Annotated in this window: 15 protein-coding genes; 10 read left to right on the top strand and 5 right to left on the bottom strand. The window is 38.9% G+C overall.

The annotated features are described in order from the left end of the window. Positions 1-15 precede the first annotated feature (15 nt). Positions 16-1,293 carry a PLP-dependent transferase gene (locus tag E6H07_00295; protein ID TMI64390.1) on the bottom strand — a complete coding sequence of 426 codons (1,278 nt, stop codon included), beginning with the start codon at positions 1,291-1,293 and terminating at the stop codon, positions 16-18. Positions 1,294-1,358: 65 nt separating this feature from the next. On the opposite strand from E6H07_00295, the gene E6H07_00290 reads away from it, so the two are divergent. Continuing rightward, entirely contained in the window at positions 1,359-1,904 is a 546-nt protein-coding gene (locus E6H07_00290; GenBank protein TMI64389.1) for a DNA polymerase, read from the top strand. A gap of 137 nt (positions 1,905-2,041) precedes the next feature. On the opposite strand, the gene E6H07_00285 is transcribed toward E6H07_00290, so the two are convergent. Beyond that, positions 2,042-2,254, bottom strand: coding sequence for a hypothetical protein (locus E6H07_00285; GenBank protein ID TMI64388.1), 213 nt, complete (start codon positions 2,252-2,254; stop codon positions 2,042-2,044). A gap of 95 nt (positions 2,255-2,349) precedes the next feature. Continuing rightward, positions 2,350-3,345 (bottom strand): ketoacyl-ACP synthase III, encoded by a 996-nt coding sequence (locus E6H07_00280; protein ID TMI64387.1) that lies wholly within the window; start codon positions 3,343-3,345, stop codon positions 2,350-2,352. 143 nt (positions 3,346-3,488) lie between these two features. On the opposite strand from E6H07_00280, the gene ruvA reads away from it, so the two are divergent. Further along, positions 3,489-4,070 (top strand): Holliday junction branch migration protein RuvA, encoded by a 582-nt coding sequence (ruvA, locus tag E6H07_00275; protein ID TMI64386.1) that lies wholly within the window; start codon positions 3,489-3,491, stop codon positions 4,068-4,070. 42 nt (positions 4,071-4,112) lie between these two features. Next, positions 4,113-11,474, top strand: coding sequence for a cell surface protein SprA (sprA, locus tag E6H07_00270; protein ID TMI64385.1), 7,362 nt, complete (start codon positions 4,113-4,115; stop codon positions 11,472-11,474). A gap of 7 nt (positions 11,475-11,481) precedes the next feature. On the opposite strand, the gene E6H07_00265 is transcribed toward sprA, so the two are convergent. Together E6H07_00265 and pckA are read right to left on the bottom strand one after the other, a co-directional pair. Beyond that, positions 11,482-12,015, bottom strand: coding sequence for a hypothetical protein (locus E6H07_00265; protein ID TMI64384.1), 534 nt, complete (start codon positions 12,013-12,015; stop codon positions 11,482-11,484). Between the two features lie 135 nt (positions 12,016-12,150). After that, entirely contained in the window at positions 12,151-13,755 is a 1,605-nt protein-coding gene (gene pckA, locus E6H07_00260) for a phosphoenolpyruvate carboxykinase (ATP) (protein TMI64383.1), read from the bottom strand. A 258-nt stretch (positions 13,756-14,013) separates the two neighbouring features. Here pckA and E6H07_00255 point away from each other — a divergent pair, with 258 nt between their 5' ends. The 7 genes from E6H07_00255 to E6H07_00225 all read left to right on the top strand — a co-directional run bounded on the left by E6H07_00255 (position 14,014) and on the right by E6H07_00225 (position 20,768). After that, the gene (locus E6H07_00255; protein ID TMI64382.1) at positions 14,014-15,303 is read left to right on the top strand and encodes a M24 family metallopeptidase; all 1,290 of its coding nucleotides are present in this window, start codon (positions 14,014-14,016) and stop codon (positions 15,301-15,303) included. Between the two features lie 53 nt (positions 15,304-15,356). Further along, positions 15,357-15,713: a four helix bundle protein gene (locus E6H07_00250; GenBank protein TMI64381.1), complete on the top strand. Its 357-nt coding sequence runs from the start codon at positions 15,357-15,359 to the stop codon at positions 15,711-15,713. Positions 15,714-15,761: 48 nt separating this feature from the next. Then, positions 15,762-16,526, top strand: a complete 765-nt coding sequence (pssA, locus tag E6H07_00245) for a CDP-diacylglycerol--serine O-phosphatidyltransferase (protein ID TMI64380.1) — start codon at positions 15,762-15,764, stop codon at positions 16,524-16,526. Next, positions 16,523-16,768, top strand: coding sequence for a phosphoribosylformylglycinamidine synthase subunit PurS (gene purS / locus E6H07_00240; protein ID TMI64379.1), 246 nt, complete (start codon positions 16,523-16,525; stop codon positions 16,766-16,768). The genes pssA and purS overlap by 4 nt, the downstream gene beginning before the upstream one ends. An 85-nt stretch (positions 16,769-16,853) precedes the next feature. Beyond that, positions 16,854-17,519: a 16S rRNA (cytidine(1402)-2'-O)-methyltransferase gene (rsmI, locus tag E6H07_00235; protein ID TMI64378.1), complete on the top strand. Its 666-nt coding sequence runs from the start codon at positions 16,854-16,856 to the stop codon at positions 17,517-17,519. A 139-nt stretch (positions 17,520-17,658) separates the two neighbouring features. Continuing rightward, on the top strand, positions 17,659-18,807 hold the full coding sequence (locus E6H07_00230) for a M28 family peptidase (GenBank protein TMI64377.1): 1,149 nt from the start codon (positions 17,659-17,661) through the stop codon (positions 18,805-18,807). Between the two features lie 17 nt (positions 18,808-18,824). Continuing rightward, positions 18,825-20,768: a M1 family metallopeptidase gene (locus E6H07_00225; GenBank protein ID TMI64376.1), complete on the top strand. Its 1,944-nt coding sequence runs from the start codon at positions 18,825-18,827 to the stop codon at positions 20,766-20,768. Positions 20,769-20,916: the final 148 nt, after the last annotated feature.

Below are 20,916 nucleotides of genomic sequence, written 5' to 3'. Positions count from 1 at the left end.
GTTTGTTTAAAAAATTTAATCGAGGGCTTGTGACAGATCGTTTATTATGTCCTGGAGGTTTTCAATTCCTACATTCATTCTTATCAATCCGTCGGTGATGCCATATTTTTCTCTTTCTGCTTTTCCTACGCCATAATGCGTCATAGATGCAGGATGCGAAAGCAAGGTATCAACTGTTCCGAGTGAAACTGTTCTTATACACATTTTAAGTTTATTCATAAAATCGATACCTCCCTGCAATTGCTTTTTCAATTCAAAGCTTAGCATAGCACCGGGATGACGCATTTGTTTATTCGCGGTATAATGATCCGGATGAGAGGCAAGGCCAGTGTAATTTACTTTTGCAACTGCATCATGTGTTTCTAAATAGTTGGCGACCTCCATTGCATTATGGCAATGCCGTTCCATTCTTACCTCTAATGTTTTTATCCCCTGTATCAAAAGAAATGCATCAAAAGGATTTGAATTGCCGCCGAGCAACCGATGCACTTTGGTCACTTTTGTTTTCATCAGTTCAATATCCTTTCCCAGTAAAATACCACCAATTGCAGTACCATGACCATTTAAAAATTTAGTTGTCGAGTGCATTACAAAGTCAACACCGTATTTAAATGGTTGCTGCAGAAAAGGAGTTGCAAAAGTGTTGTCACATGCTACAACAAGGTTATATTTCTTGGCCAGCCTTGTCAATTCTTCAATATCCACACATTGAATAGTAGGATTAGCCGGTGTTTCGATATACAGCAGTTTTATTTTTGGGTCAGCTTTTATAGCCGCCTCAGCAATATTCAAATCTCTTAGATCCACGATCACTCTTTCAATTCCAAAACCCGGCAGAATATTCTGTGTTATTTCTTCTGTGCCACCGTATAAGGAGTAATGCGAAAGAATTTTATCCCCAGCTTTCAGCGTTGCTAAAAGCATCGTAGATATTGCCGCCATACCCGAAGAATGAAGAATACCTTTTACTTCAAGTGGTGAGCCATCTGGATTCGTAACACCAAATGATTCCAGCGCTGCTATTTTTTGTTCTGCGTCTGTAAAAGTGGGATTGCCCCAGCGGCTATAGATATAACCCTCCTCTTCACCTTTGAACCGCCGCATTCCTTGTTCAGCTGAATCGTACACATAGGTGCTGGATGCATAAATGGGAGTTTGGTGAGCATATCGTGGGTCTTCTTCATGTCCGCCATGTATTGCAAGAGAACTGAACCCTGTTAGTGCCCGGCCGGATGACCTCTTCTCAGAGGATTCCCCATTAGGACCGGTCGGACGGGGAAAACTTTTATCCATTTTAAAATATGTTTTGATAAATTTTGTTTCTTAAAACCTTCCGATGGCTATCGGAACAAAAGTAGATGATTTCAACCTTACAGCACCACCACTCAAAAAACCTGCCTTCACATTCAGCTATGAAAGAATTATTATCCCAATCTGCAGCCTATAATGCATGGGCCAACCTGAAACTATTGGAGGTGATCAATGGCTTAGCCGAAGAAAAACAAAAGGCCGAAGTGCCCAGTAGCTTTAGTAGTTTATACAAAACAGTACTGCACATGTGGGATGCTGAAAGTGCATGGTGGCAACGCATGAAAATGCATGAAAGGATCATTATACCTTCTGAGAATTTTAATGGTAGCATGAAAGATGTAAGCAACGGATTGATGGCCCAATCTAACCAATGGAAAGATTGGATAAATAATGCATCAGAGATGGCATTGGAGCATGTCTTTCAATATTACAATACTAAAAGGGAAATGTTTAAGCAGCCTGTTTTCCAGGTTATACTGCATGTTTTCAATCATGATAATTATCACCGCGGCCAGTTAGTAAACATGCTTCGTCAAGTAGGCATTGAGAAAATACCGCAAACAGATTTTATAATTTGGTCAAGAAAAAAGTAATCTTAATTGCGGGATTGATCTTTAAAATAATTATTTGTAATCTCTGTGAGTATAATTGAAAAGGAATTGGAGGTAGTTACTTTATGAGTATTGCAATATTGTTTTGGAGTTTTAAATCACAAACGATTTGATCAAGTTTAATCTACTGCTTCCGGATCAGGATCAGTCTCCAGCAATAAATTATAAATAAAAGAAGATGCGCTGGCTAGTAAGCCTACCTTAATCAACAGCAACCTGAAATCACCCGAAGGATTTTTTTCAATTACGAAAATGATCAGGAAAAAGGCAATTGAAAATACGGTTGTAAAAAACATAAATCGAAGCCAGAATGGAAAGCGTTTGTTGTTCATAGGTAGAAGAATTATGATTTACAAAATAGAATCAATAATTATTCCCTGCAACTTTTTTCAGAACCAATTTAATACGGAATAGTAAAAAAATAATATCAATAAGCCCATTTTACTAAGGTAGCTCCCCATGTAAATCCACCGCCGAATGCAGCTAATACGAGTAAATCTCCTTTATTTAATTCATGCTTCCATTCCCAAAGACATAATGGAATTGTTGCAGCAGTTGTATTGCCATAGCGTTCTATATTCAGCATTACCTTTTCGGGATCCAATCCCATACGGCTTGCAGTTGCATCTATGATTCTTTTATTTGCCTGGTGAGGTACCAGCCATGCTATATCATCTCCGGTAAGATTATTTTTTTCCAACAACTCTGCACTTACATCTGCCATTCCTTTTACAGCTGCTTTAAAAACAGGTTGTCCATCCTGGAATGCAAAATGTTCTTTATTCGTTACCGTTTCGATCGAAGCTGGTTTTAATGAACCCCCAGCTTTCATATGCAAAAATTCTGCTCCGCTTCCATCGCTTTTTAATAAACTATCCAGTATGCCAAACCCGTCATGATTGGGTTCAAGCAAAACCGCTGCTGCACCATCACCAAATAAAACGCAAGTATTCCGGTCTGTGTAATCGATAATAGCACTCATTTTATCGGCGCCGCATACAACCACTTTTTTATAACGGCCACTTTCAATCAAGGATGCACCTAATGTAAGTGAATATAAAAAACCAGAGCAGGCAGCAGACACATCAAAGCCCCATGCATGTTTTGCGCCTAATTTATGGCAGGCAATATTCGCCGTAGCAGGAAACACCATGTCCGGGGTTACTGTAGCAACTATCAAACAATCAATTTCATTTGGGCTAATACCTCTTTTTTCGCAGAGCTGTTTTACGGCTGGTACTACCATATCCGATGTGGCTTTACCCTCACCTTTCAGTATCCTTCTTTCCTTTATGCCTGTTCTTGTTCGAATCCACTCATCGTTAGTTTCCACCATTTTTTCAAGATCAAAATTGGTAAGCTTGTCTTCAGGTACATATCCTCCCACGGCTGTAATTGCGGCTGTCGTTTTCTGGTGTATCATGCTGAAAATTTGAGGGCACGAAGATAAATGTTTCATGTTTAAGGTTTAAAGTTTCATGTTTTAGTGCCTTATATTGGACTCAATGACAACATTCTACATTCAACTTGAAGCTTTGAACAACAGTTTCTCTTATATTCGCAACCATGATATCCTTTTTGAAAGGTGTTTTTGTTTTTAAAAGTCCAGCCGTTGTTTCTGTGGATGTAAACGGCGTGGGTTATGAAGTACATATCAGCCTCAACACATATTCCAAAATTCAAAACCTTGAGCAGGGTACCCTTTTCACACACCTGCACATAAGAGAAGACGCCCACCTTCTTTATGGCTTTTATGACAAGGCAGAAAAAGAAATTTTTCTTAATCTTATCAGCGTTTCAGGTATTGGTGCATCAACAGCCAGAGTTATGTTGTCATATGCAAAACCTGACGAGTTGGTTGGGGCCATTGTTACGGGGGATAGCCGGGCCCTGGAAGGGATAAAAGGGATAGGGAAAAAGACGGCAGAAAGGGTCGTCCTTGAACTCAAAGATAAACTTGCTAAATTGCCACAGGAATCAAATATTTCTCCTATGAAACACAATAGCTTGCATCACGATGCGTTAAATGCTTTACTGGCTTTGGGCATCAACCGCCAGGCCGCTGAAAAAGCCATTCAGCAGATAGTAAAAACCGACCCTAACCAAAAAATTGAAGACATTATCAAACAAGCCTTAAAAACAGTGTAGCCTATAGCCCCTATCTCTACCTAAACTAATTGTCCGGGAACATTGAATCTTGCTGCTTACATATTCCGTCTATCGGCTACCATTCTTTTTGCTTTTTTACTTAACACAAAAGCTGAAGCCCGTACCCGTAATTATTCAGGAAATTACTTTTTCCAGGATACCACAGTTCGTTTTCCATTAAATGACCGCCGCAGCGATGCCTATTCCAACCCCGGCCGCAATACTTTTGATTTCCGCGATACTTCTTATATCAAACGCAATATCGAGTACGATCCAAAAACAAAGCAATACTACATTATTGAAAAAATAGGAAGTAGTTACTACCGCACACCTATCTCATTTTCCATGCAAGAATTTCTCAATATGCAGGGAAAAAAAGATGAGATCGATTATTTCAAAAAGCGGAGCAATATGCTCGCCAACATGAACCGCAAGATCGATAAGCCAAAATTCAAGGTAAAACCTGATTGGTTTAACCGGATCGTGGGTACGGGTAAAGTTGAGATCAAGCCATCAGGTTATGTCGATTTGCTTGCCGGTTACCAGGGTCAGAAGATTGCAAACCCAACCTTACCTGAGCGGGCAAGAAATAATGGGGGCTTTGATTTTAATATGAGCTCACAGTTGCAGGTAGATGCTAAGATCGGTGATAAACTAAAACTCCCGATCAACTATAATACATTGGCCAATTTTGATTTTGAAAATCAACTCAAACTGGATTATGAAGGAAAATCTGATGATATTCTTAAAGTATTTAAAGCAGGTAATGTTGAATTCAATTCAAAAGGAACATTGATACCTGGTGCACAAGGTCTGTTTGGTTTGAAAACACAATTGCAATTTGGAAAATTTTATGTTACCGGAGTAATGGCCAATATGCGTTCGACACGACAGACAGCCGGTTTATCAGGTGGTACCGCTACACAAAATTTTTCTTTGCGGGCCGATGATTATGAGGAGAACCGTCACTTTCTTTTATCTCAATACTTCAGAGCTAATTATAATAAGGCTATGAAGCAATTGCCGATCGTAAACTCTCCCATACAAATTTTGAGACTTGAAGTATGGGTAACTAACCGGCAGGGTGCTACAACCGATACAAGAGATATCGTAGCATTAATGGACCTCGGGGAAGGCAAGCCTTTCGGGCCATGGGGTGGAAGTAATAACGACAATGCATTTCCTGGTAATAATGCAAACTCACTGTATGGTTTGCTGACGAGCAACCCGGCTATCCGCAACTCATCCACTATTACAAATTTTTTAAATACCAACGGGTTGACCCCTGTTCAGGATTTTGAAAAAACCTATGCAAGAAAATTACAGCCGAGTGATTATATCTTCAATCCGCAGATCGGGTTCGTTTCATTAAACCAACCATTGCAGCCAGATGAAGTATTAGGTATTGCATTTCAATATGCCTATAACGGAAGATATTACCAGGTGGGTGAATTCTCTACAGACGTACCACCCGATACAACAGGTAATACACAAAATGTTTTATTCCTGAAATTACTCAAAGCAACATCACAACGTACTTATCTTCCTATTTGGGAACTTATGATGAAAAACGTTTATTCTGTTGGCTTTGGTCAATTGGAAAGACAAGATTTTAAACTTGACATAAACTACGAAGAACCGAGTCTTGGCGAAAAGAGATTTTTACCTGCAGAAGATGTAACTAACCCTTTATACAAGGGGCAACCCCTCATTCAGCAAACAAATCTTGACAGGCTAAATAATCAGAACGATCCACAGGTAGATGGTGTTTTTGACTTCATTGAAGGATTTACTGTGCTTTCAACGCAAAGCCGGATCATTTTTCCTGTCTTGGAACCTTTTGGTCACGATCTAGATTATGTCTACGATGATGTGGATAGTTTGGCCAAGCGAAAGAAATATTTATACTACCCGTTATATGATACGATAAAAGCCATAGCACAAACTTATGCCAACCTCAATCGCTTTAAACTGGTGGGTAAATCCAAATCCAGTGTTTCGTCCGACTATCAACTAGGATTTAATATTCCGAGAGGTTCTGTAACTGTTTCGGCAGGCGGGCAAATATTGCAGGAGAATATAGATTACGAGATCAATTATGACCTGGGTACTTTACGTGTCACAAACCAGGCAATTATCAACTCTGGTGTGCAGGTAAACGTACAATATGAAAACCAGGGGACATTTGCCCTGCAACAAAAAAATTACCTTGCTGCACGTTTCGATTATCTCGCAAGTAAAAAACTTTCTTTAGGAGGAACAATTGTACGCCTTGGTGAACGACCCTTTTTTGTAAAACAAAACTATGGGGAAGATCCAATCCGCAATACAATGTATGGCTTGGATGCAGATTACCGGAGTGATATCCCCCGTTTATCAAAATGGCTTGATAAACTGCCCTGGTATAATACAAAAGAAATGTCTTCCATTACAGCCTATGGAGAGGTAGCATTGTTAGACCCTGGCCACGCAAAACAAATTGGTAAAGGTGAGGATGGTGTAATCTATATAGATGACTTTGAGGGAACCCGTGCACCGATTGATCTGCGTTTTCCAATTATCGGATGGACGTTAGCATCTACTCCGCAAAAATCACCCAACCAATTTGGTACTGTAATGTTCCCCGAAGCAGAACTGAGCAATAATCTTAATTATAATAATAACAGGGCTAAATTCTCATGGTATAATATTGAATCTGTTTTGCAGGAAAAAGGCAACCCTAATAATCCGTTGCGTAATGATTTGAATGAAATATCGAAACCGGAAACAAGACAGGTTTATCAAAATGAAATTTTCCCGAAAAAAAGCACTGAGTACGGCCAGGGATTACTTACCACTTTTGACCTGCATTATCAACCAAAGGAAAAAGGCCCCTATAACTATGAATCCAGGAATACAAGAATAAATGGGAATGGTACTTTACTCAATCCACGGAATGCATGGGGTGGTATTATGCGCAATATTGATCAGATCGATTTTGAAACCGGCAACGTAGAGTTTATTGAGTTCTGGTTACAGGATCCGTTTATTAGTAATCCTTCAAGCCAGGGTGGAGACTTATATTTCAATCTTGGAAATATTTCAGAAGATATTTTACGGGATGGTAAGCGGATGTATGAAAATGGTTTGCCTACTACATCTACACCTAATGTACCAGTTGATAATAATACCGTTTGGGGAAGAGCTCCTTCTAATCCTTTACAGGTTACAAATGCATTTACCAACAACGAAGATGAAAGGGTACAACAGGATGTTGGTCTTGACGGATTGAATGATGATGAGGAAAATTTAAAACAAGCGGCTTACTTAAATACCCTCTTGACGAATTTTGGTGCAGGCTCATTAATTTATCAGGCGGCTTTAGGTGATCCGAGTGCAGATAATTTCGTACCGTATCGTTCACCAACATATGACCAGATAAATGCTGGTATTATTCAGCGCTATAAAAATATCAATAGTCCACAGGGCAACTCACCAACTTCGCAAGAGTCAGAGATCAACAATCCTGAATTTGTAAATGCGTTTACACAGTATCCCGACCAGGAAGACCTGAACAGGGACAACACGATGAATGAGGTGGAAGAATATTTTCAATACCGGGTGAAATTATCACCAAACATGATTGTTGGAACAAACTTCATCACTGATAAAAGAACAGTGCAAGTAACACCGCCCAATGGTATTACAAGACCTGAAACATGGTATCTTTTCCGCATACCCGTATCACAATACCATGCTAAAGTGGGTAATATTCCCGATTTCAAATCCATTCGTTTCATCCGTATGTTCCTTACAGATTTTTCAGATTCTGTTACACTTAGATTTGGTAAACTGGAATTGATACGTAATCAATGGAGAAAGTTCACTTACCAGATAGATACGCTGGCTAACTATGTAAACCTTCCTGCTAATGATCCTGTAGTTACAAATACGCTGGCTGTAAATATTGAAGAGAATGATCAGCGTCAACCTATACGTTATGTAATACCACCAGGTATAGAACGCCAGCAACAGTTGGGAACAACTAATACACAGATCTACCTGAATGAGCAATCGCTGAGTTATAAAGTTTGCGGGTTGCCAAAATTTGATTCAAGAGGTATTTTTAAAAATATGAACCTGGATATGCGGCAGTATGGTAAACTACGCATGTTTGTGCATGCTGAGAAAGCACCACTAACTGACCTTGATGACCGGGATCTAAATGCGATCGTAAGATTAGGCAGTGATGCTGTAAGTAATTTTTATGAAATAAAAGTTCCCTTGAAGCTTACTGATTTTGGCGAAACCGATTCAACGAAGATTTGGCCGGATGTAAACAATCTCGATTTCGATTTGGAGGAACTCACCCGTTTGAAGACAAGAAGAAACAAAAGTGGAATTTCAAATTCGCAATACTATAAAGAAACAGATGCCAATGGTAAATCCTATGCTATCATTGGTAATCCGAATCTTGGTGAAGTAAGGATTATGTTGATGGGTGTTGAAAATGTGGGTAAGGAAACTGCCTGTGCTGAAGTTTGGTTTAATGAATTACGTTTTTCCAACCTGGATGAACAAGGTGGATGGGCAGGTATAGGACGATTGAATATCAAAGGTGCTGATCTGTTTGATTTATCGCTGTCTGTAGCGGGGAAATCGACCGGCTTCGGTACACTGGAGCAGAGAGTGAATGAGCGCAGCAGGGAAGATATTTATACAATAGATCTATCAGCTAATATCAATGCAGGATTGCTGTTCCCTAAAAAATTCGGATTACAAATACCTGTATTTGCCGGGGTCAGTAAAGTGGTAAGCAGTCCTGAGTATGATCCGTATGCACTTGATTTGAAATTGAAAGATGTGATCAATGAAGCGCCGGCAGGTAAACAAGACTCTATTAAAAACGATGCGCAAACAATTACAACAATAAAGACTGTTAACCTTACCAACGTAAAGAAATTAAAGACTGACGGGAAAAAGCCGAAGCCATGGAGTGTTACCAACCTCGATTTTAATTATTCTTATCTCGCAACCGAAAGCCATGACCCGCTGATAGAAAATGATTTGGTGCGTCGTACCCGTGGGGCTATTGCTTATAATTATTCTCCACAGGTAAGACCGGTTGAGCCATTTAAGAAAATGATCAAGTCTAATTCTAAATGGTTAACGGTTATAAAAGATATTAATCTTACGTATGCACCAACGCAAATATCTATTAGGGCAGATGTATTCCGGCAATATGGCTCATTGCGTGTGAGGAATGTTGGAGGCGGTCCCTATAAAATTCCTGAAACGTACAACAAGTATTTTACCTTCGACAGATTTTTTATCATACAATGGCCACTCACTAAATCAATTAATATCGATTACAATGCGATCAATAATTCAAGGATAGATGAACCGTATGGACGCATTGATACAAAAGAAAAGAAAGACAGTGTACGTAAGAATTTTTTCAAAGGAGGAAGGAACACCAACTTCCAGCAGAATATCAATTTCTCTTACAATGTACCTACGCAAAAAATTCCATTCCTGGACTGGACAACTGTAAGGGCCAGCTATAATGTGAGATATAACTGGCAAGCTGCATCGTTGCTTGCAAGAAGCCTGGGTAATACATTAAGTAACGGCAATACAAAGAATCTTAATGGAGAACTGAATTTTGAGCAACTGTATGATAAATCGAAATTCCTGCGGGCGGTATATAAGCCGAAAGAACAAAACATTAATCCTAATCCTGCACCGGCAGATCCTAATAAAGGAGGCGGGGGTAAAAGCGGAGGAGGAAAATCCACTGGAAAGAATAAAAATGATAAAGCAGCTGTACCTGCCGCTGTTCCGGGTGTAAAACCTATACCGCAGTCACTGATTTCGCCTTCGGATACAGCTGGCAAAAATCTTTCTCCAAAGCAATTAAGAAAACTGATCAGGCAAAAAAAGAAGGAAGCAAAAAAACAAGCCCGTGAAGCAAATAAAAACAACTTACCTGAAGTAGGCGGAGTTACAAAAGCTTTTTTCCAAGTGTTAACTTCTGTAAAACATGTAGGCATTCAGTATACAGAAGAATTGGGTACATCATTGCCAGGCTATCTTGATAGTACAAGGTTTATGGGTCATAATTTTAAAAGCGGAGAACCTGGCTTGGATTTTATTCTCGGTTATCAGCCAGATACTAACTGGATAAACAGGATGGGTGCAAAACAATTATTTTCACAGGATACTTTAGTTTCTGCATTGTTACATCAACGCTATAATCAGCGATTGGGAATAACTGCACAGGTAAGTCCATTCCGCGATTTTAATATTGACCTGAATCTTGATAAAACATATGATAAAAATTATTCTGAATTATACAAAGACACAAGTAAAGTAGATAATATTGGCTTAACAAGATTGAGTCCTTACTCAGCAGGTAGTTTCAGTATCAGCTTTATCGCTTTCAATACATTGTTCCAGAAATTTAATCCCAATGAAGTTTCTGAGACATTTAAAACATTTGAGTCTTACCGGCAGGTATTGTCAAATCGTTTGAAAGAAACGAACCCCTATGCAAGCGGTAATACTGTTGGGGCAGATGGTTATGTAGAAGGTTATGGACGTTATGCACAGGATGTAGTGATACCGGCTTTCATCGCTGCATATACCAAGAAAGATCCTTATTCGGTCTCTCTTTTCAAAAGTGCCAATACAAGTATCCGTTCAAATCCTTTTAGCGGACTGATTCCAAGACCAAACTGGGCATTAACATATAACGGTTTGTCGAGACTGCCTGGAATGGATAAAGTGTTTACGAATTTCAGTGTTCGCCATGGCTATCATAGTACATTTAACATGAACAGTTTTAATAAAGCCTTATTCTTTGAAGACGCTTTCAGGATCGGTTTTCCATCCTTCCAGGATACCTTGACAGGAAACTATGTTCCTTATTTCCTCGTTCCAAATATTACTATCCAGGAAGCATTCGATCCAATGTTTGAATTAGATATGACATTTGCAAATCAAATGTCATTCAGAGTTGAATACCGTAAATCAAGAACATTAAGTTTGAGTTTGATAGATTACCAGTTGGCTGAAAATCGTTCTGAGGAAGTAACGGTTGGATTTAACTGGAGAAAAAGAGGAGTGCCGTTCCTGAAGAATACGAAGATCGGTGCAAAACTGGATAATGATGTTACATTCAAATTTGATTTCAGCGTTCGTGATGATGCTACTGCAAATACAAAACTTGATCAGCATACCTCATTTGGTACTGCGGGTCAAAAAGTAATACGGATTGCACCTTCTATTGACTATGTATTGAATAAAAGAATAAACCTGAAGTTTTACTTTGAACAAAACAGGAATATTCCGAAGATCAGTAATTCATTCCCCATAACAAATACCCGTGCAGGTGTACAGGTACGGATATCATTGAACCAATAAAAAGAGATTAATAATTTTTGTAAGATTCTAATTCATCAAGCAGGTCTTCGATCTTTTCATTCCATTCAGCCTGCTTTGTTTTGTTGATGCTGTGATTGGATTCGCTGTCATATAAAGATTGCATATCTCTTTTTTCCAGCATTAGTTTTGAATAAATGGGATTCATACCTTCATGGCTATTGCTTTTTGCCAGGTATTCTTTGATCTCTTTATTCAGTTTGCGGGCAAATATTTCTGCAATATCAAAATGTCCCTGCTCATGTTTAAGTATATAATCAGTTTTCACCCGACCCCATGACCTGCTTTTTTGAAACTTACATTCAATTTTATAATTGATCACATCACGGCTTTTTGAAAAACTAAAACCTACATAAGTAGTGGTGAGGGCTGCATCACTTGTATTGCCGGGGGCAGGGGCTAAAAAGTCTTCCCATGAGAGTTTCCTTTCAGTATTCCAGGGTATATAATCTTCATTACCCTTTTTTGTAAAAGAAAAAAATAGTGAAGAGACTGTAAATACAATAATGAAATGTTTGAGCATGGCTTATTAATAACAGCAATTTCCGAAAAATAGTTTTAAGAAAATGGTAAAAGAAACAAGCCTGGCAAAAGGAAGCCCTCCCGTTTTACCGGGAGGGCTAGGCAAACAACCATTGAGGTCGTATATCGAAAAGAATTAAAGCTTTGGTGCTGCGCTCAGTATCTCTTCATTTACACCGGCAGCATATTTTTCAAAATTGCGGATGAATAAGCTGCCCAAATATTTTGCTTTTTCATCGTATGCATTTTTATCGGCCCATGTATTACGTGGATTTAGTACTTCAGTCGGTACATCCGGGCATGATTTCGGGATAGCCATTCCAAATACCGGGTGAGTCTCAAACTCAACATTATTCAGTTTACCTTCCAGTGCAGCGGTGATCATTGCTCTTGTAAATTTCAGTTTCATCCGGTTTCCTATTCCATGAGGGCCACCTGTCCAGCCAGTATTGATCAGCCACACATTCACTTTATGTTTTTGCATTTTTTGTCCGAGCATTTCTGCATACTTGCCGGGATGTAATGGAAGGAACGGAGCTCCAAAACATGCACTGAAAGTAGGTTTAGGTTCTGTAACCCCAGCCTCCGTACCGGCGACTTTTGCCGTATAACCGGAAATGAACTGGTACATTGCCTGGCCGGCATTCAGTTTAGAAATTGGCGGCAATACACCAAATGCATCGCAGGTAAGAAAGAAAATGTTTTTTGGCAAACCGCCAACAGAAGGTTCCAGTGCATTGCTGATGAAATTTAATGGATAGGAAACTCTTGTGTTTTCAGTAACCGAGCAATCGTCAAAGTTTATCTTATTCGTACCCGGATAGAAAGTGATATTTTCTACTAATGCACCGGGACGAATGGCATTAAATATTTCAGGTTCTTTTTCTTCAGTAAGGTTAATGGTTTTTGCATAGCAGCCGCCTTCAAAATTGAAAATGCCATCATCGGTCCAGCCATGTTCATCATCACCGATCAGTTTACGATTTGGGTCGGCGCTGAGTGTTGTTTTACCGGTTCCGCTCAATCCAAAAAATATCGCTGTATCTCCATCTTTACCCATATTAGCGCTGCAGTGCATACTCAGCACATTTTTATCATGGGGTAAAATATAATTGAGGATTGTAAAAATGCTTTTCTTGGTTTCACCGGTATAACCAGTACCTGCGATCAGGATCATTTTCTGTTTGAATGAAACGATCGCAGCATTGTGCTGCCTTGTCCCACATTCTTTAGCGTCGAGTTTTAATCCGGGTGCAGAAAGAATTGTCCATTCTGGTGAAAACTCTTCCAGTTCTTCTTCCGTTGGGCGGATAAACATATTGTAAGCAAAAAGGTTGATCGCCGGCTTTTCATTTACGACCCGAATACTCATACGATAGCGGGGATCAGCGCAGGCAAAACAATCACGGACCCACAGTTCGGGACGCTGATTCAGGTAATCAAGAATTTTCTTTTTTACGATATCAAAATATTTTTCTTCAATTGGAATATTAAAATCATTCCAATGAACACTGTTTGCTGTAATGTCATCTTTTACTGTAAACTTATCCTTAGGAGAACGGCCTGTGAACTCACCTGTATTTATAACCAGGGCACCTGTATCATTCAATATACCTTCACCGGTGCGAATAGTATCCTGCAAGAGTTCCGATGGACTTAACTGGTAGTGGATATTGTCAGAAAATTTGAGGCCCAGGTGAATTAATTTTTCAAGAGGAATAACAAAGACGGGGGCAGACATAAGCTAAATTTGTTTAATTACGCAATCGATTGCGTGTGCAAAAATAAGGGCTGGCAAAACAACCCCCAAACAGATGTTAGTTAAAGTGTGGGAAAGGCTCCATCTTTGCACGGTTTAAAAGGAATTTTACCCGGCTAAGCAGGTGATTTTGAAGGAGACATAAATTTTTCAACAAGGGTGATAAAAAAATGATTTTTTTAAAACAATTCTTTGCGTTATAAGCAGCCTGATTATCTTTAAAAACTTAAAAAACAGATCATGAAATACTATCCAGTAAAGCCTGAGTTATTTACAAAAAACCGGGAACGGTTTATCAATTCAATGCAGAAGAACTCCATCGCCATTTTTGTTAGTAATGATGAGGTGCCATCTAATGGAGATGCATTGTTCCCCTTTAAACAAAACAGTGATCTATTCTGGTTAAGCGGTGTAACGCAGGAAGATAGTATGGTAATTTTATTTCCTGATAATCCCGACCCAAAATTCCGTGAGGTGCTGGTGTTGGTTCGCCCTAACGAACTAAAAGAAAAATGGGATGGTAAAAGATTGAGGGTAAGCGAAGCACAGGCTACCAGCGGCATCAAATCAATTGTATGGCTAGATAGTATTGACGCTATGTTGCAAACATGGATCCATCTCGCAGATACAATTTACCTGGATACAAATGAAAATGATCGTAAAGCAAGTTTGGTACGTTCAAGAGATTACCGGTATGTTGATGAAGTAAAAAGCCGTTATCCTTTGCATAATTACCAACGAGCAGCAAAAATTATGAAAGAGCTGCGTGGCATTAAAACAGAAGAGGAAATAGAGATGATGCAAAAGGCAATTGATATTACTGATGTTGCTTTCAGGAGGTTGCTGAAATTTATTCGCCCCGGGGTAATGGAAAATGAAATAGAAGCAGAGATCTATCATTCTTTTCTTTCACAAAAATCAAATGGCCCTGCATACGGTAGCATTTTAGCAAGTGGTGACAGGGCTAGAACACTTCACTATGTTGCCAATAATGAAGAATGCAAAGATGGTGAGCTGCTACTTATGGATTTTGGTGCTGAGTACGGAGGATACAACGCTGACCTGACAAGAACAGTTCCTGTAAATGGAAAATTCACCCGCCGTCAAAAAACAGTTTACAATGCCTGTCTGCATTTACATGATTATGCAAAAAGTATTTTAAAACCCGGCATTACTATCGTTGATTACACAGATAAAGTAGGTGAGGAAGCGACACAACAGTTTTTGAAAATTGGTTTGTTGAAAAAAACAGATATAAAGAATGAAGACCCTGAGAACAGGGCTTATAGGAAATATTTATATCATGGTATTTCACATCATCTCGGTGTGGATGTACATGATCTGGGAACAAGAACGGCACCGGTAAAAGCAGGTATGCTGTTCACTGTAGAGCCAGGCATTTATATTGAAGAGGAAAGAATGGGAGTAAGAATAGAAAACAATATCTGGCTTACAAGAAACGGACATAAAGACCTGATGAAAAATATCCCCATTACTGTGGAAGATATTGAAGCCTTAATGAAAAAGTGATTTTAGTCTATGGTCAACAGACGACAGACCACAGATGTTTAAAATAATTTGAAATGCCTTTTAAGTTTGAAAAATTAAAAATCTGGCAGGCTTCGCTGGAAATTGCGGATGAAATTGACGAAATGATAAAGCTTTTTCCTGCCTATGAATTGTATTCACTTTCATCACAAATACGCAGGGCTGGCAATTCAATTTCATTGAATATAGTAGAAGGCTCAACTGGCCAATCAAACGCCGAATTCAAACGGTTTCTAAGATTTGCAAACAGGTCGGCTTTGGAAGTTGTAGGTTGTTTATATTTGGCAAAACGGAGAAAATATATTTCTGAAGACGGATTTACCAGCCTTTATAACCATATTGAAGAATTGGTAAAAATGATTCAGGCTCTAATTAATTCACTAAATGACTAATCAGCCAATCTGGTCTGTGGACTGTTGACTGTGGTCTGTTGACTAACAATGAAACAAATACCAAATTTATTTACACTGCTAAATCTTTTCTTTGGCTCCATAGCAATCATCCTGATCCTTCAAACAAACGAAGAGTTTGTTTCTTTGAGTGGAGAAGGTGTGAGTACTGTTCATCTTCCGGAAAAAATAACCTGGGGATGTTTATTCATTTTCTTAGCCGCTATTGTTGATTTTTTGGATGGATTTGTTGCAAGATTATTTAAAGCTACATCCGAAATGGGCAAGCAACTAGACTCGTTGGCTGATGTAGTAAGTTTTGGCGTGGCGCCGGGTATGATCTTATATCAACTACTTCGCATCAGTTTTGCAAGAGAAGCAGATGGATTGGATGCTTCAGTTGTTTGGTTATTTCCAGCATTGGTTCTCCCCTGTGCTACTGCGTGGCGGTTGGCGAAATTTAATATTGATACAGAACAGCAATTTTCATTTAAAGGATTGCCATCACCAGCATCAGGTTTATTTGTTGCTTCATTGCCGCTAATTATTTTTTATGACGAGATCGGTGTAACCGGTATTTTGTACAACAACTGGGTACTTTATTTGATCATACTCCTGCTTTCCTTTTTGATGGTATGCAATCTTCCGTTGATGAGCTTGAAGATCAAAGATTTTTCGGTGAAAAATAATCTTCCTAAATTCATTTTGATCGGCGTAGGAATAGTGTCTGCAATCCTTTTGCAATGGCTCGCTGTTCCCATTGTTATCCTTGCTTATGTTATCTTATCTTTGGCGCTTAAAAATAAAACGACATGACATATACAGTACAGGTAAAAGTGATGCCGCTAAAAGATTTGCTTGATCCACAGGGAAAAGCGGTAATGGGTGGCCTGCAGTCACTTGGTATAAATAATGTAGATGATGTAAGAATTGGAAAAAACATTACTATGCAGGTAAGTGCAGATACACCGGAAAATGCAAAGGCTATAGCTGAAGAAGCAAGTAAAAAATTGCTCAGCAATCCTGTAATGGAATATTTTGAAGTATCGGTAAACTAATTTGAAAATGTGCTGATGTGCGAATTTGCGGATGGGATATTTATTTGTACATTTTCAAATTCGCAAATTTGCTCATTGGTTCTGTATGCTATACCTTGTTCCCACTCCCATAGGCAATCTTAAGGATATTACTCTCCGTGCATTGGATGTACTGAAGGAGGTTGATTTAATTCTTGCTGAAGACACAAGAACAAGTTCACACTTGTTGAATCATTACCAGGTCACCAAACCACTTTCGCCGTATCATCAGCATAATGAACATAAAATTGTTCAGCATCTCGTTACCCAATTAAAAGAAGGGAAAAAAATTGCATTGCTGACAGATGCGGGTACACCCGGAATTTCTGATCCTGCTTTTTTACTGGTACGGGAATGTGTAAAAAATGATATTAAAGTAGAATGCCTTCCCGGGGCTACAGCTTTTGTTCCTGCATTGGTTAATAGCGGTATACCCACTAATCGCTTTTCATTTGAAGGATTTCTTCCTCTAAAAAAAGGAAGACAAACATTATTAAAAGAACTGGCAGAAGAAGAACGAACCCTGCTTTTTTATGAGTCTCCTATGCGTCTGGTAAAAACGCTGGAAGATCTTATTCAGTATTTCGGTGCAGATAGACAATGTTGCGTATCAAGAGAGCTTACAAAAATGTTTGAGGAAAATAAAAGAGGTACACTGGCTGAAGTATGTGAGCATTTTAAAAAGAAGGATGTGAAAGGGGAGATTGTGATAGTGGTAGCGGGTAAAGACTGAACTATTTAGCATCATTCTGAACTTCAATCACAACTTTCTTTTAAATAATTCATAAAGAGGTAACCATCCATCATCTTTACAGTACTCATAACACGAATTTTTCTGAAAATTGGTATTTTCACCCCCTACATTCATACACATGAAAAAAACACTTAGTGCACTTGCCATCTTGATCACAATTACTGCGCAGGCACAGAGTTTGTCTTTCGGAAAGAAAATGGTAGACACATTAGCTTCTTCTTATTTCTGGGGCCGGGGCTATACCAATGAGGGTATGAAAAAAGCGGGTGATTTTTTAGCAGCACAATTTCAGTCATACGGGTTATCGCCAATGAATGGGAAAAGCTTCATGCAAGAGTTTACACATTCAGTAAATACGTTTCCGGGGAAGATGGAAGTAACAGTGAATGGAAAGGAACTGGTACCCGGAAAAAATTATATCATAAGCCCTGAGAGTAAGGGGGTGAAAGGAGAGGGGAATTTAATGCAAGCAGATAGTGTGCAATTCGTAAATCAAAAAGATAAGTTGATCTTTATTCTGGAGAATAAACTTACCTGGTCGGTATCGCAGGAAGAGGTTGGTTTTACTTTAGTACAATTGGATAAAAAATCAGTTTCGCTACCGCTTAGTTCTTACAAAGTGAATATTGAAAATAAGCTTGAGAAAAAATTTAAAGCAAATAATATCTGTGCTATTGTAAAAGGAACAGCAAAACCTGATTCAATAATTTTTATCACTGCACATTACGATCATCTTGGAGGTATGGGAAGTAATACTTTTTTTCCCGGCGCTAATGATAATGCCAGTGGCGTTTCGTTATTAATGAACCTGGCTCAGTATTATGCAAAAAATCCACAGCGGTATTCAATCGGGTTTATTTTATTTGCCGGTGAAGAAGCAGGATTGCTCGGTTCAAAATATTTTACGCAAAATCCTTTAGTGCCATTGAAAAATATCCGTTTCCTTATTAATACTGATTTGGCAGGAACAGGGGAGGAGGGAATTACGGTGGTAAATGCTACAGAGTTTACAAAAGAATTTGAGTGGATGAAAAAAATAAATGATGAACAAAAGCTATTGGCTGCTGTTAATATAAGAGGTAAAGCTGCCAACAGCGATCATTATTTTTTTACAGAGAAAGGTGTACCGGCATTTTTCTTTTACACATTGGGTGGTATCAAAGCTTATCATGATGTTTTTGATAAACCGGAAACATTACCGCTGAACGAACATGAGGATTTATTTAAACTGATCATCGCTTTTAATAATAAACTGATGGGTAACTAACCTGTGAAATTTTAGAAATGAAAAAAATAATTATAGTTGTTCTTATCGCACTTCCTTTTTTTGTTCAATCGCAATCTTCGCAGATACAACCCGTATCAACTTACTGGCAGCAACGGGTAAAGTATGATATGACGATTGATATGAACGTTGAGACAAACCGGTTTGCAGGTAAACAAAAACTTGAATACTGGAATAATTCTCCTGATACATTAACAAGGGTTTTTTATCATTTGTACTGGAATGCATTTCAACCCGGCAGTATGATGGATGCCCGCAGCCAAAGACAGGGAACAATGGCTTCACCCCGAGGGGCGGATTGGGATACAAGAGTGAAGGATCGAATTGCCAGCCTGAAGGAAAATGAGATCGGCTACCAGAAAATATTTTCGTTGAAAATGAATGGCAAGCCACAAGCTTTTAAAGTGCTGGAAACAATCCTTGAAGTAACACTGGATAAGCCAATAGCTCCAAAAGCAAAAGTGATCTTTGAAATGGAATTCGAAGCACAAGTGCCTAAGCAAATACGTCGCAGCGGAAGGGATAATGCAGAAGGTGTACGTTTAAGTATGACCCAATGGTATCCCAAATTATGTGAGTATGATAAGGAAGGATGGCATCCCACGCCATATATCGGTCGTGAGTTTTATGGTGTATGGGGCGATTATGATGTGAAAATTTCAATCGATAAAAAATATATCATAGGTGCGACGGGATATTTACAGAATCCGGATAAAGTGGGTTATGGTTATGAAAAAGCAGGAACAACAGTCAATCGTCCTGCGGGTGATAAGTTATTCTGGCGTTTTGTAGCGCCGAATGTTCATGATTTTGCATGGGCTGCCGATCCAGAATTTATTCACCAGACAAAAATGATCCGGGATAGCCTGGTACTGCATAGCTTTTATAAAGTCAATCCCGATTCCATACGTAAGCAATACAATAATTTGCCGACCAACTTAAAAGCACAACTCGGCAATAATGCGGATAGTTATGTAAAACTTTACAGGGAACAATGGGAACGAGTATTGGATGAAGCGGCCTATGCTTTTCCATTTATTGATTCAGTATTTGGAAAATATCCTTACAAACAGTTTTCGTTTATCCAGGGTGGTGATGGTGGTATGGAATACCCGATGGCCACATTGATCAATGGTGCTGCAACGGATAATTGGTTGCATGAGATGCTTCACAACTGGTATTATGGCGTGCTGGCCACTAATGAATCTATTTATCCATGGATGGATGAGGGCTTTGTTACGTTTGCTGAAAATGTTGTGACGGCTTATTTTACGCAGGATACCAGTTTTGCCCATGGCCCTACTTATAACGCTTATTATAGTATTGTAAAAAGCGGTAAGGAAGAAGCATTGAGCACACATGCGGATCATTACAATCTGAATTATGCATATGGTATTGCTTCTTATATCAAAGGTGGAGTTTTTATGGAGCAGTTAGGATATATTACCGGGGCACCTGTACGGGATAAAATTTTATTGGAGTATTTCAAGCAGTGGAAATTCAAACATCCTGATATCACAGATTTTTTAAAGATTGCTGAGAAGCTAAGCGGCATGAAACTGGATTGGTATAAAGAGTATTGGATAAACACAACTAAAACGATCGATTATGCTATCGACAGTTTATGGAGTGATGGGACAGTAACAAAGATCCGTTTACGCAAAATAGGTATGATACCTATGCCTGTTGACTGTCAGTTAACATTTAAAGATGGTACAAAAGAAATGCATTATGTGCCGATGTATTTACAGTTTGGCGCTAAGCAAAATGAATGGGGTGATGCTGTTGCATTTAAAACCTATGATGCATGGAAATGGACACATGCTACTTATATTATTGAAACCAAAAGAAAACTTACCGATGTAGTGGTAGCAGAAATAGACCCGAGTTTAAGAATGGCGGATGTGGAAAGGAAAAACAATAAGATTGAGTTGAAGTGGTAAGGATTGAATAGAAAAGAGCCCCGGATTAAGAGGCTCTTTCTTACGATTAAGGGTTTTCGATTGCTTACTCTGATATGAAGAAGGTTTAACGGACATCAATGCTTTGCTCAGATAGGTGATGCAACAAAAAAACCTTAATCAAAGCTAA

The sequence above is a fragment of the Bacteroidota bacterium genome, from assembly GCA_005882315.1.
In the GTDB taxonomy this organism is placed as follows: Bacteria; Bacteroidota; Bacteroidia; order Chitinophagales; family Chitinophagaceae; genus VBAR01.
This window is presented reverse-complemented; position numbering and strand designations above follow the sequence as displayed.

Coding starts and splice junctions, on each gene's coding strand:
- E6H07_00295 (TMI64390.1), bottom strand. CDS start 1,293: ATGGATAAAAGTTTTCCCCGTCCGACCGGTCCTAATGGGGAATCCTCT.
- E6H07_00290 (TMI64389.1), top strand. CDS start 1,359: ATGATTTCAACCTTACAGCACCACCACTCAAAAAACCTGCCTTCACAT.
- E6H07_00285 (TMI64388.1), bottom strand. CDS start 2,254: ATGAACAACAAACGCTTTCCATTCTGGCTTCGATTTATGTTTTTTACA.
- E6H07_00280 (TMI64387.1), bottom strand. CDS start 3,345: ATGATACACCAGAAAACGACAGCCGCAATTACAGCCGTGGGAGGATAT.
- ruvA (TMI64386.1), top strand. CDS start 3,489: ATGATATCCTTTTTGAAAGGTGTTTTTGTTTTTAAAAGTCCAGCCGTT.
- E6H07_00265 (TMI64384.1), bottom strand. CDS start 12,015: ATGCTCAAACATTTCATTATTGTATTTACAGTCTCTTCACTATTTTTT.
- pckA (TMI64383.1), bottom strand. CDS start 13,755: ATGTCTGCCCCCGTCTTTGTTATTCCTCTTGAAAAATTAATTCACCTG.
- E6H07_00255 (TMI64382.1), top strand. CDS start 14,014: ATGAAATACTATCCAGTAAAGCCTGAGTTATTTACAAAAAACCGGGAA.
- E6H07_00250 (TMI64381.1), top strand. CDS start 15,357: ATGCCTTTTAAGTTTGAAAAATTAAAAATCTGGCAGGCTTCGCTGGAA.
- pssA (TMI64380.1), top strand. CDS start 15,762: ATGAAACAAATACCAAATTTATTTACACTGCTAAATCTTTTCTTTGGC.
- purS (TMI64379.1), top strand. CDS start 16,523: ATGACATATACAGTACAGGTAAAAGTGATGCCGCTAAAAGATTTGCTT.
- rsmI (TMI64378.1), top strand. CDS start 16,854: ATGCTATACCTTGTTCCCACTCCCATAGGCAATCTTAAGGATATTACT.
- E6H07_00230 (TMI64377.1), top strand. CDS start 17,659: ATGAAAAAAACACTTAGTGCACTTGCCATCTTGATCACAATTACTGCG.
- E6H07_00225 (TMI64376.1), top strand. CDS start 18,825: ATGAAAAAAATAATTATAGTTGTTCTTATCGCACTTCCTTTTTTTGTT.